This window comes from Aquimarina pacifica (genome assembly GCF_000520955.1).
GTDB lineage: Bacteria > Bacteroidota > Bacteroidia > Flavobacteriales > Flavobacteriaceae > Aquimarina > Aquimarina pacifica.
In genome coordinates, this window is record NZ_JACC01000040.1 from 1 (window position 1) to 12,636 (window position 12,636).

Consider the following 12,636-nt stretch of genomic DNA (forward strand, 5'->3'; position numbering starts at 1 on the left):
AAACTATGTATCTTAACGAACATTATCAAAAACATCTATAATTGAGTAAATCAGAAAAAAAGAAACAGAATTATAAAATTGAAACTATAACCGATATTGATACAATTAGAGAGAGCATAAATTTAATGTTTGACGAAACGAATAATATATTCAAAGGAAAGTTTGTAGGTAATTTAAAAGGAGACTCATTCAGTGGTCACACAAATTATAGTACCCATATAGATGTAAAAGGTAAAATAAATGGAGATAAAGAAAAAACTACAATTGACTTAATAATTAATGATTGTAGTCCTGATTATAAAACTATAACGAATACATTTTTCATAGTATTCTTATGCCTGTCTTTACTAATAATAGCTGTAAATAAAGTAACTGATATAATAATTTATTTGATTCCAATTATGATTTTTGGACTAGGGTATTTCGGAATTATTATTAAGAGATCTATTTTCAAATCATTCAAACCTAAATTGAGTGATATCGCTGAAAAATTTGCGCAGGATGTTGATGGAAAAATAATTAACATTGGGTAACAATATATAAGAAAACATAAGGCGTTTGTGCCAAATCGTAAGATTTACGCTTATTTATAAGGCCTGCCCAATATAAAATTTGGTATTTAAAACAAAAAAGATGAAAACAAAATTTCTGAAAATAGAAAAGTCCTGCAAAGAAAATTGGGCAAATATGAAGCCGAATGAAAGAGGACGTTTTTGCAAATTATGTTCAAAAAGTGTATTTGATTTTACCCAAAACAATCAACTTCAAATCTCGAAAGAAATTAAAAATAACGGAAACCTATGTGCTAGATTAACAAGTGAGCAATTAAAAATCCCATTGGTAGAATTAAAAAACTATAACGATTATAAACTACCATATACAAACGTAGCTGCAGGACTGATGATTGCTACAACATTATCTTGCAATCAAAACTTACCAGTTACAAATTCACAAGTACAAACTGAATTCGTACAAACTACCAATAAGAATCTAAAATCCGAAAAACACTTAACCAATACTAAATCAAATACAATCAAACCAAAGAATTCTATTAAATTTAGTGGAATAGTTACTTCGGAAAACGGAGACTTGATTGAGAATGCGAAAATAACATTCGCTACAGTCAATAAATTACTGTCAACGTATAGTTCTCTATCTGGTACATTTTCGATTGACCTACCAATCGACCTTATAGATAATGATAATGTTATTAGGGTGTCATATAAAAATATAAAAAATCCTAAGAAAGATGATGAAAGGTTTTTTGGATATGAAACAACTGATTATGTGCTGACTAAAAATGAAATTTCTGCTGAATATAAAATAAAAGCTACACCAATTGAATTAATTCTTGGCGGGATTGGTCATTATTCGGAAGATTGGATACCAATAGTGTTAAGTAACGGAACAGAAATAAAATACAAAGAGTTTATTAAAGCGCAACAGGGGAAAAAAAGTAGTTGCAGTCTTGAAAACAAAGATTTTTACTACTTCGAACCTAAATCTGCCGTTGCCATATATGGAGAAAAAGCTAAATATGGATTATATATCTTGAATGACAAAGAATAAAAACGAAATGCCAAAATTCAATAATGAAACAAATACAAATCATAACCTTTTTTTTGAGTTTACTACCTGTTTGTTTTTATTGCCAAAATATTAAAAAAACCAATCTTGCTTTACTTAGTAATCAAATACCAACTGATACCCCTTTAATTTTTGGACAAGGAATTATTTCTACTGATAATAATAAGGAATTTGCAATCACATTTAACCCAGAAATGAATGAACTATTTTTCACAAGGAGAAAGCCTAAGGGAACGAATGAAATTTATACTAGTAAGTTAATTGATTTAAAATGGTCTAAGCCAGAACTAGCTTCTTTTTCAACAGATAATGGATGGGATTATCAACCTCATATTAATCCGAAAGGAGATAAACTCTATTTTGGAAGTACAAGACAGATTAACGATACCATTAACTCATCAGGGGTAAACGAATGGTATTGTGTAAAAGAAAATAAACGTTGGAGCAACCCAAAACCTCTTGAAAGTCCTTTCTCGGAAAGGTTTGTTATGTACCTCACATCAACATATGATGACAATCTATACTTCTCTTCTAAGGAAAAAGGTGCTAAACACGAAGATGGCGGTATTTATTATTCAATCAACGAAAAAGGCCACTATAAAAATGTTCAAAAAATGGGAAAGGAAATAAATTTTTCCGGAAAATGGATAGCTCATTCATATATTGCTCCAGATGAAAGCTATATTATATATGATGCAGAAAGAACTTCAATAAATGAAAATGGTGATTTGTATATCAGTTTCAACCATAACGGGAATTGGACTAATTCCTGTAGTTTGGGACCTAAAATAAATACCGAACAAAATGAAACTGGTGCAAGTGTTTCCCCTGATGGTAAATATTTATTTTTCTCCAGAAGTTTTGAAAAAACAACAGAAGATGGGAGTACCTACTGGACTGGAAATATTTATTGGATAGATTTTACTCAGTTAAAGAAAAAACTCTTACAGAAAATAAACAGCAACTAACAAGGACTATGATTTAATTGAGGCAAAATTTCCCTATCAGAAATTCACTTGCATTAATTATCTATAGCAACGGCTGAAAGTACCTGTGTACTTTCTCGCAACTCATCATACAAAAAACCTTAGCTGCAATCACAAAAAAGTAACAAAAATAAATGAAACAAAGAATAGCGCATATTGCTTTAGTTGTAAAAGAATATGATGAAGCAATAGAATTTTATACTAAAAAACTAGACTTCAAACTTCTCGAAGACACAAAAATTGACGAAAAGAAAAGATGGGTAATGGTTGCGCCACCAGGAGCTAAAGAATGTTGTTTACTTTTAGCAAAAGCTGCAGATGACAAACAAAAAGAAAGTATTGGAAATCAGACAGGAGGCAGGGTTGGTTTTTTCTTGTTTACTGATGATTTTGAAAGAGATTATAATAAAATGATGAAGAGAGAAGTAAAATTTGTAAGACCTAAAACCGAATTCGAATATGGAACTGTAGCTGTATTTGAAGATTTATATGGAAATATGTGGGATTTAATTGAACCCAATGAAAACAATAAAGGTTTGATAAAATAAACTGCAGGTAACAACGTATAAAAAAACATAGTTTGGTTTAGGCTTAATCTAAAAGCTGGATTTCTTTAATCTGTCGTCAAATTTCTAATTTGACATTTAGAGAAAAATAAAAGCAAAATAAGTAAATTTGACTTAGTAAGAATCCTAAAGACAGTGCTTATCCTCTGCCCTACGCTCCTTACATCAAGCGATGTCTATAATTACAAAAAGTATGAAATATCTGATTTATTTTATTGTGCCAACCCTATTGTTAGGATGTAGAAATAACCTTGAATCAGACTATGATTTAGTAATAAAAAATGTCGACCTAATAGATGGAACCGGTAATCCAATCCAAAAAGCAGTCACAATTGCGATCGATGACAAGAAAATTGTAGCAATTGGATCTGAATCTGATGTCAATGCAAGAACCGTCATTGATGGAACTGATAAATTTTTGATTCCCGGCTTATTTGATTGCCATGTACACACTGGAGATTTTAAAGGTGATTTTGTAAACCTGATTCACTACGGAATAACATCAATTTTTGTGCCCGGAGGAAGTCGATGCACCAATGAATATTATGCCGCCATGCGCTTAATCAGTAAACAAGATTCTATTCCTGCTCCTAGAGTGTTTCATACAAGTCAACACTTTACTATGGAAGGTCGTCATCCAGCAAAAACCTATGGGAGCTTTAACAGAGAAAATGGAGAAAATATATTCTACCTAAAAGATACAATTCAAATTGAGAATCTTGTGAAACAAGTTGCTCAATATCCTATTCTTGGAATAAAAATCACCATAGAAGATGGCCCTACTCCGCCTTTTGTTGAAAGGATTCCTCAGAAGTTTGTGAATAAAACCGTTAAAGAAGCTTCAAAATATGGATTAGAAGTTTATGCGCATGTAAGTGATAATATTGAATTGGAGATGGCTGTAAAGGGAGGAGTGCAAAATTTAGTTCATTATACAGGTGTCAACATTGATCCCAATAACAGTTTACACTTAAAATGGATTGAAAATCTTCGAGAAAAAGATGCTTCTTGGGTCACTACCCTAATGATTGATAAATCTTTTCTATACCCTTTGCATCCAGAATGGTTTGATGTCGAAGAAATGCTGCCTAAATATCAAAAAATCAAGGAAGTGATCGAACCTAGTCAGATCGAGCGTGCAAAAATTATCGCCGAAAGTCTGAAAAAGGAATACGGTATAGAAGAAAGTACATTCATAGCTTTTGTTAATCACCATGTCGAAGATGTAAAGTTTCTTTATGATTATGGAATCAATATGGTTTTGGGATCAGATACAGGCAATGAATTCAATTTTCATGGTTATAGTCTGCATGAAGAGATGCAAATTTTAGAACTAGGCGGAATGAAGCCCTTAGACATTATTAAAATGGGTACACTTAATGCTTCGAAAATGATGAAATCAGACGATACTTTAGGCTCAATTGAGGTTGGTAAACTAGCAGACATGATACTTCTTGATAAAAATCCTCTGGAATCTATAAGCAATAGCCTTTCTATAAATACGGTAATTAAGAACGGAACAATTCAAAGCAGGGTAAGTGAATAAAAATTACTATCAACAACATGTGTAATTAACTGCGGATTGCTGACTGATAGCAAGATCTTTTCTTACAATTCACTATATTGTTGCTACAGAAAGTAAAGTGTATATTTTCTCGCAACTAAATCATACACAAATAGATTGAAAAGCATTCAATATAATTAATTAATACAATAATCGAATGGCAAAGAACAAAACAACTGTTACTGAAATTGATGTATTTGATTTTATCAATTCTTATGTTGAAAACGAGCAAAAGAAATCGGATAGTCTTGAACTCATAAAACTAATGAGCAAATGGTCTAGTTGTAAACCAAGGATGTGGGGACCAACTATTATTGGCTTTGGCAGTTATCACTATAAATATGACAGTGGCCATGAGGGAGATGCACCAATGTTAGGTTTCTCACCAAGAAAAGCACAGTTTTCATTCTACATATATTCTAAAACAGATAAGAGTGATGAGTTATTGAAAGATTTTGGCAAATTTAAAATGGGAAAAGCCTGTATATATGTTAAAAAACTTGCTGACATTAATATTTCAATCTTAGAACAAATCTGTAAAGAAACAATCGTATACCTGAATAACAATCATGAATGTGGAGCTTGCAGAAATTAATAATGACTTACTAACAATGGCTGTAAGTAATTGTATAAAGTTGGTTAGTGGAAATAAAAATTAAACCTAATAAAGAATTCAATAAGAAAAAATATGAGTCCGTTTCTAGCAAGGATCCCCAAGAATATAGTAAAACCTAAGAATTCAATATTGATAAATCTAAGGAGTTTAAGGAGTTTATAATAACATCAAAGAAGTTACATAAAACATCCTAGTAGTAAAAAGGATATGAAAATTATTATATAAACAAGTAAGTTAACTTAATAAACAGCTTGTTCAACATAAAACTTAAGTATACCCACTTAAAATTAAAATTTGTGTATATCTTTGCGCACAGTTTTAGCGTTATTACATGGTATTAAAGACCTTTACTAAATAACAGAACCATTGAGAGTTTTTTTTTCTATACTATTATTACTTTCTTTTTCTATACGACCGGTTGTAGAAATAAGTAATGTTATGTATTATCAACTCAACATAGATACTATTATAGAAAAATATTGTGTTAACAAAGCAAGACCCAAACTTAATTGTAACGGAAAATGCTATCTCATGAAACAAATAAAACAACAGACAGCAGACAATACTACTTCTACAAATAAGTTGATACTAATTACAGAAGCTTTTGTACCCTTATTTTTTCAAGAAAACACCTTCAATATTACGAATACCATTCTTCTTACTTTGAATACCCAAAAAATTTGGAAAGCCAAGGATTTACTCCTGCAAGGTGTTTCAAAAGACATAGATCACCCTCCCAAAATAGTAGTTGCCTAAATTCGAACATACTGATTAAATGCGATTACTTCAGAATAAAATTTATTTTAAGCTGTAGGCGATATTGTATTTTCAAAATCAGTGCTTTTTAGTTACAGAACTAGTTTACAATAGTTCACAATTTAGAAACTACGCTCCTACTATATTGTATTAGTTTTCTAGGCACTCGTGTTTTACATATATGTAATGCGCGTTAAGTTCAAAACATGAAACAACATAATCACGTGCCGTCACTCTAATTAATAATATGTAGTAAGAGCCCTATTAATAAACATCAAAAAATGAAAAAATATATCTCTGCCATTTTATTTATGGCAAGCATATCCATATTTGCTCAAGAAGATACAACAAGTCCAGAACAAAAATGGTCTGGTTCCCGGCCCGATGGTCATGCTCCTATTTCTGTAATGGGCGATCATACTCATGGTAAAGGAGACTTTATGTTCAGTTACCGGTATATGTACATGAATATGGAAGATCTTAATGAAAATAGCGAAAATATCGAATTTTTGGATGCGATTATGCCAACAGGAAATTATATGGTTACCCCTACAAGTATGCCCATGGATATGCATATGCTTGGGATGATGTATGCGCCAAGTAATAAAGTAACCTTAATGGTAATGGCTAACTATTTAAGTATGTCTATGGATCATCTTATGATGACAGGTGCGACATTTACAACAGAAAGTTCAGGACTAAGCGATACAAAAATTGGTGCTTTGTATAAGTTTTTTAATAAAAATAAACAACAACTGCACGGACAAGTGGGACTTTCGATCCCAACAGGAAGTATAGAAGAAATGGATGTTACCCCCGCCTCTTCTCCAAACGAAGTAATCCTGCCCTATCCCATGCAAATCGGTAGCGGAACCTGGGATGCAGAACTAGCTTTGACGTATTTAAAACAATGGAACACCCTATCTTTTGGGTCACAGGCAAAAACAACGATACGTACCGGAAAAAATGACAATGACTATAGATTAGGTAATAAATATAGTATCAATAATTGGTTGTCTTTAGTTGCAGCAGACTGGTTAAGTTTCTCTGGTAGATTCGAACTAGGTGCAATTGACAAAATTGAAGGTGCTAACCCCGATCTTAACCCAATGATGGTTATTACTGCAGATACTGCCAACTCAGGTATGACGTATACTAATGCAGGTCTGGGGTTTAATCTATATGCTTTCAAAGGTGGATTAAAAAACCTAAGATTAGGTGCCGAAGCTTCTTTACCCCTATTTCAGAACATGAATGGCATTCAATTAAGAACTAAGGAAACAATAACAATAGGAGTGCAATACGCATTATAACAACTGTTATACTATGATATATGATATAGTAAATATCGTATGGCACTTATTACATAAAACAAAATTAGCTTCTTTACCCTTTCGTAAACAAGCACTACATTAGTATATAACAACATCATGAAAAATATATTTGTTTTGGCCTTAGCTCTATTATTAGGGTTATATAGTCATGCACAAACCGTTTATACAGGAAAAGTAACCGACAACTCTAATAATTCATTACCTGGGGCAACAATAGTAGCCATAAATACTCCTACTAATGGAGTAATGACAGATAACGAAGGAAACTTCTCTATTACTTTAGATACATCAAAAAAAGTAACTATAAGTTTTATCGGATACCAAAGTAAAACAGTATCCTTACGCGATACACCAACTATAATTAGACTAACCAGAGACGATGTTGCATTAGAAGAAGTGGTCGTATCATCAGCTAGTAGAGAAATTCAAAAAAGATCTGAGGTTCCTGGATCTATCGCCACAATTACGGCACAATCTATTGCAGAAACCAAAGCATTAGGTATCGATCAACTTGTAAATCAAGTTCCGGGAGTATATATGTCTACATCAAGAGCAGCGAGCAATGAGCAGCATTTTATGGCTGTACGTTCTCCTATTTCTACCAAATCATTGTTTCTATATTTAGAAGATGGTTTGCAAATACGACCCACTTCTGTCTTTAATCATAACGCCTTATTAGAAATGAACGACATTTCTTATGGTAGAATTGAGGTTTTAAAAGGTCCTGCATCAAGTATTTATGGTAGTGAATCTATAGGTGGTAGTTTTAACTTTATTACCAAAAACCCAACAGAAAAACTAAGTGGAAGCATTGGTTTTCAGACAAATGATATTGGTCTAAGCCGTTATGAAGGTGAAGTTTCTGATCAAGTAAATGACAAACTAGGCTTTTACCTTGGTGGGCATTTCGTAAAACGAAAAGACGGACCTATATCACACAGTGATTATGAGAAATTTGCAACTACACTAAAAACAGTATACGATGCTTCTCCTACAACTAAATGGACCACCGTTTTTGATATCATTAAGTATCGATCGGATATGTCAGGATCCTTAAGTGAAGATGACTATACCAGTGGTAATTATGAAAGTGATCAAACCTTTACAGAAAGAGACGCAACTGCGTTTAGAATGAGAAGTACCTTAGATAAATTCTGGAACGATCGCAACAAAACCTCTTTTAACTTTATATATCGCAATAATCGAATGGACCAATTGCCTTCTTATAGAGTTCGACAATCAAGAACAGACGGAGTACTTACAGGTACTGGTTCAGGAGAAATTAATTCTAATCAATTTTCTAGCTATGTCGGACTTATACAGCATAAACTAGACTTCGACTTTGCCAACTCTTCACTTATTTTAGGAGGAACAGCAGATTATTCTCCGCAAGAATATGTCGCCGAAACTATTGATGTAATTGTAGATACAGCAACTGGTCAAAATATCGAATACTCAATTAATTCAGGAGACTACATTCTTAATTACGAAGCTGGTATATTTAATTACGCAGGATTTATTCAATATGAAGTTTCACCATTAGAGCAACTCAAAATTACAGCCGCATTACGATATGATAGTTTTGAGTATGATTATGATAATATGGTAGAGGATATTGTAGATACAGAGGACTCTGTTGATGACTATTCTAACCTCACTCCAAAATTAGGATTGAATTATAACTTTGACAAAAATAAAGGGATATACCTAAATTACTCACAAGGATTTACGCCTCCACAGGTATCGACACTTTACCGAAGCGGAGATGAGTTACAAGGTATTAAACCGAGTCAATACCACAATTATGAAATTGGTGGATATTATACGATTCCTGCTAAACTAAAGCTTGATGTAGCGGTATATCTTCTAGATGGTAAAAATACATTAATTACCCTGCGGGATGAGGAAGACAACTTTTATAGTACAAATGCAGGAGAAACTCAGTCATACGGAATCGAATATGGGATTACCTATATCCCTATCGAGGGACTATCGCTTACACATAATGGTAGTTATGCAAAACATCGATATATTGATTTCTATGAAGATGGTATTGACTACTCTGATACAGACCGAGAAACAGCTCCCAATCTATTAGGAACTACATTGATAACTTATAGAAATACATTACAAAATGGTGTTGGTTATAGTCTAACTGCAGAACACGAATTAGTAGGTGCGTACAATACAAGTTTCGAAGGACAGGTAGAAAATGAAGATGGTAGTACGAGTACCGCTACATACGATGGGCATAGTATTTTTAACCTAAGAGCTACAGTAAACTTCAAAGGTTTCGAAATCTGGGGACATGCCCTTAATATTTTAGATGAATTGTATGCAGCTAGAGCTTCCTATAATTCTTACAGTAGTCAAAATAGTTATACCATCGGAAATCCTAGAGCATTTCATCTTGGTTTACGGTACAATTTTTAACAAAAAAAGACAGGCAATTTGGTATACAAACTGCCTGTCGTATAAATGATATGAAAAAGAACGAAAAACTAAACAAATGGTTATGGAAATGGCATTTTATATCGGGGATCATTTCGCTTCCTTTTATTCTCATCTTGTCGATTACGGGAATCATTTATTTGTTTAAGGCTGATTATGACGCTCCCAGACAAAAACATATAAAAGAGGTGGTCGTTACGGGTACCCCTTTGACACTACAAAAACAGTGGGAAATTGTAAAGAAAGAAGCAAAAAAGCAACCTACTGCAATGATAATGCCTACAGCAACAAATAGGGCTACAGAATTTGTTTCCGGACGTTTTAGTCATAAAAAAAGCACATATATAAACCCATACACAGGTACAATTTCAGGTACAATTTCACCAAAAGATTCTGCCATGTTTACAGTAAGAAAACTGCATGGAGAATTACTAATGGGTACGTTTGGTACAAAGATCATTGAAGCTATTGCCAGCTGGATGGTGGTGTTAATTCTCACGGGTTTGTATGTTTGGTGGCCAGGAAAAGGATGGAGTATCAAAGGCTTTTTTATTCCTCGTATAAAAAATGGAAAACGCACTTTTTATAGAGATCTACATGCAATTACCGGATTTTGGTTTTCTATACTATTGCTTATGATTCTGGCAGGAGGATTTCCTTGGACCGATGTGTTTGGTAGTAATTTTAAAACACTACAAAAAATAACCAATACAGGATTTCCTAGCAGTTGGAGTGGTAGACAAGTAAACTCTACTTCTGATAGTAATATCAAAAAAACAATTACCCTTGATCGAATGGTTACCATCGCCAAAGAACTAAACTTACCTGGTGAGGTAACTGTTCAATTTCCTAAAGGAGAAAAAGGGATTTATAGCGTTTCTAATTCTATTCCTTCTAATCTTAACGAACAAAAAAAAGTACATTTTGATCAGTATACAGGTCAAAAAATACTAGGTAATAATTGGAAAGATGTCGGTATTTTAATGCGAGGTCGAATGTGGTTTATGGCTTTCCATCAAGGAGAGTTTGGTGTATGGAACTGGGTTCTAATGCTTATCACAGCCACTGCATTAGCGATCATGAGCATTGCAGCAATTGTATCTTATAATATGCGCAAGAAAAGACGTCGTTGGGGAGTTCCCAAAGTACCAGCTTCATTTAAAGCGGGTTATGGCATTATCATTCTTATAATTCTACTCAGTATACTATTTCCGTTATTTGGGCTTAGTCTTTTATTTATTTTAGGAATTGAATATTATCAAAAACGAATAGATCGTAAAAACCAGCTGCGAAATGCATAAACCGCCTTTAAAAACTACGACTCTGTAAAAAAACAATATATTTGAACAATCACTAATACCGAAAAACATGAAAAAATCAGCCATCACCATATTTATAATAGCTATTAGCACCTCTTTTTTATTCTCCTGTAACGACAATGCAAAAAAAGAAAAAGAGTTTGATGACCTAATGCAGCAAGTAATAGATGTTCATGACGAAGTAATGCCCAAAATTGGAAATATAGGTTCATTAATCAAAAAATTAGAGGCAAAAGTTGATACTACTGCGGCAAGTGCTCCCTACATAAAGGCGCAAGAGGATCTTAAAGGATCTTATGATTTTATGATGGAATGGATGCAAGACTTTAGCAAAAAATTTCCTTACAATGAAGAAATAACAGCAGATGACAAAGAGAAGTTTGAAGCAAAAATGAAAACTCTTAAAGAAGAAGAAATTGAGGTAAATACTTTAAAAGAGCAAATAAACTCTAGTATTGATAATGCAAAAAGACTTTTAGGAGAATCCTAAAAGCTATAAGAACCTTTATACGTGGTTTACACTTTTTGGTGATCATCAAAAAAGTGTAAACCACTTTGTATTTTACAAAAATGTTTTACTTTAGCGAGTGCAACAAATCAATACTAATATCAATGAAACAAATTATTCTATTTACTAGTACGCTACTTATCTGTTCTTTATCTCTAAATGCTCAGAAAAAAAAAGATCTTCTTGATGAAATTGAAACATTAAGAACAGAACTTAAAAACACAAAATCAGAACTCTCTGATGCACGCAAAACTTCAAAAGCCAAACAAGGTCAAATTGAAGGTATGGAGGCACAGATGAATGATCTTAAAGAAACCAATACTTCGCTACTTACCCAAATGAGTAGTTTTACCGAATTATCAAATAAAAAGGCCAAAAACCTAGAGACTTCTTTAAAAAACCTTCAGGAGAAAGACAAACAACTCAAGGTTATTAATGACGCTCTTACTAAGAGTGACTCTACAAAACTAGCTACACTTACAGTTTTTAAAAATGCATTGGGTGATAGCGGTAGTATCGGGGTAAAAAATGGAATGGTTCTTATTACAATCCCCAACACAAAATTATTTGGGGATAATGATAAGAGTATTGTAATTGACGAAAAAGGAAAAGGAATTCTAAGTAAAATCGCCACTGCGCTTAACGGAAAATCGAATCTAAAACTTATTGTAGAAGGAAATAGCAATGCACTTAACCTTAAAGATAAGACCATAAAAGACAATTGGGCATTAAGTTCTCTACAAGCCGCTGCTATTGTGAGCGCTCTTCAAAAAGATTATAAGGTAAATCCTAAAAGATTAGAAGTTCTGGCAAAAAGCGAATACGGTACCGAAGGTATAGAAACAGTAACTCGATTAATTATTGACCCAGAATTTGATCAATTTTATAGCTTAGTCAAAGAAAATATGAAAAATAATTCTAAACAGTAAGTATCGAAAATATTCAACCA

At 32.9% G+C, this 12,636-nt stretch carries 12 protein-coding genes; all 12 read left to right on the forward strand.

The genetic code is table 11. The features are described 5' to 3' along the window. Positions 1-41: 41 nt before the first annotated feature. On the forward strand, positions 42-533 hold the full coding sequence (locus DZ60_RS0117600; RefSeq protein WP_025743343.1) for a hypothetical protein: 492 nt from the start codon (positions 42-44) through the stop codon (positions 531-533). A gap of 100 nt (positions 534-633) precedes the next feature. Next, complete coding sequence (locus DZ60_RS0117605; RefSeq protein ID WP_025743344.1) at positions 634-1,569, forward strand: hypothetical protein; 936 nt, start codon at positions 634-636, stop codon at positions 1,567-1,569. Between the two features lie 23 nt (positions 1,570-1,592). Continuing rightward, a complete protein-coding gene (locus tag DZ60_RS0117610) occupies positions 1,593-2,555 on the forward strand; it encodes a PD40 domain-containing protein (RefSeq protein WP_025743345.1) in 963 nt (320 codons plus the stop codon). Positions 2,556-2,707: 152 nt separating this feature from the next. Continuing rightward, on the forward strand, positions 2,708-3,121 hold the full coding sequence (locus tag DZ60_RS0117615) for a VOC family protein (protein ID WP_025743346.1): 414 nt from the start codon (positions 2,708-2,710) through the stop codon (positions 3,119-3,121). A 211-nt stretch (positions 3,122-3,332) separates the two neighbouring features. Further along, positions 3,333-4,685 carry an amidohydrolase family protein gene (locus tag DZ60_RS0117620; protein WP_025743347.1) on the forward strand — a complete coding sequence of 451 codons (1,353 nt, stop codon included), beginning with the start codon at positions 3,333-3,335 and terminating at the stop codon, positions 4,683-4,685. A gap of 175 nt (positions 4,686-4,860) precedes the next feature. Then, a complete protein-coding gene (locus tag DZ60_RS0117625) occupies positions 4,861-5,298 on the forward strand; it encodes a DUF1801 domain-containing protein (RefSeq protein WP_025743348.1) in 438 nt (145 codons plus the stop codon). 387 nt (positions 5,299-5,685) lie between these two features. Beyond that, positions 5,686-6,075 carry a hypothetical protein gene (locus DZ60_RS24425; RefSeq protein ID WP_025743349.1) on the forward strand — a complete coding sequence of 130 codons (390 nt, stop codon included), beginning with the start codon at positions 5,686-5,688 and terminating at the stop codon, positions 6,073-6,075. A gap of 281 nt (positions 6,076-6,356) precedes the next feature. After that, positions 6,357-7,388, forward strand: coding sequence for a transporter family protein (locus DZ60_RS0117635; RefSeq protein WP_025743350.1), 1,032 nt, complete (start codon positions 6,357-6,359; stop codon positions 7,386-7,388). Between the two features lie 117 nt (positions 7,389-7,505). Beyond that, complete coding sequence (locus DZ60_RS0117640; RefSeq protein ID WP_025743351.1) at positions 7,506-9,842, forward strand: TonB-dependent receptor; 2,337 nt, start codon at positions 7,506-7,508, stop codon at positions 9,840-9,842. A 50-nt stretch (positions 9,843-9,892) separates the two neighbouring features. After that, positions 9,893-11,161: a PepSY-associated TM helix domain-containing protein gene (locus DZ60_RS0117645; protein ID WP_025743352.1), complete on the forward strand. Its 1,269-nt coding sequence runs from the start codon at positions 9,893-9,895 to the stop codon at positions 11,159-11,161. 67 nt (positions 11,162-11,228) lie between these two features. Next, entirely contained in the window at positions 11,229-11,669 is a 441-nt protein-coding gene (locus tag DZ60_RS0117650; protein ID WP_025743353.1) for a hypothetical protein, read from the forward strand. 122 nt (positions 11,670-11,791) lie between these two features. Further along, positions 11,792-12,616 (forward strand): OmpA family protein, encoded by an 825-nt coding sequence (locus DZ60_RS0117655; RefSeq protein ID WP_025743354.1) that lies wholly within the window; start codon positions 11,792-11,794, stop codon positions 12,614-12,616. Positions 12,617-12,636 lie beyond the last annotated feature (20 nt).

Coding starts and splice junctions, on each gene's coding strand:
- DZ60_RS0117605 (WP_025743344.1), top strand. CDS start 634: ATGAAAACAAAATTTCTGAAAATAGAAAAGTCCTGCAAAGAAAATTGG.
- DZ60_RS0117610 (WP_025743345.1), top strand. CDS start 1,593: ATGAAACAAATACAAATCATAACCTTTTTTTTGAGTTTACTACCTGTT.
- DZ60_RS0117615 (WP_025743346.1), top strand. CDS start 2,708: ATGAAACAAAGAATAGCGCATATTGCTTTAGTTGTAAAAGAATATGAT.
- DZ60_RS0117620 (WP_025743347.1), top strand. CDS start 3,333: ATGAAATATCTGATTTATTTTATTGTGCCAACCCTATTGTTAGGATGT.
- DZ60_RS0117625 (WP_025743348.1), top strand. CDS start 4,861: ATGGCAAAGAACAAAACAACTGTTACTGAAATTGATGTATTTGATTTT.
- DZ60_RS0117635 (WP_025743350.1), top strand. CDS start 6,357: ATGAAAAAATATATCTCTGCCATTTTATTTATGGCAAGCATATCCATA.
- DZ60_RS0117640 (WP_025743351.1), top strand. CDS start 7,506: ATGAAAAATATATTTGTTTTGGCCTTAGCTCTATTATTAGGGTTATAT.
- DZ60_RS0117645 (WP_025743352.1), top strand. CDS start 9,893: ATGAAAAAGAACGAAAAACTAAACAAATGGTTATGGAAATGGCATTTT.
- DZ60_RS0117650 (WP_025743353.1), top strand. CDS start 11,229: ATGAAAAAATCAGCCATCACCATATTTATAATAGCTATTAGCACCTCT.
- DZ60_RS0117655 (WP_025743354.1), top strand. CDS start 11,792: ATGAAACAAATTATTCTATTTACTAGTACGCTACTTATCTGTTCTTTA.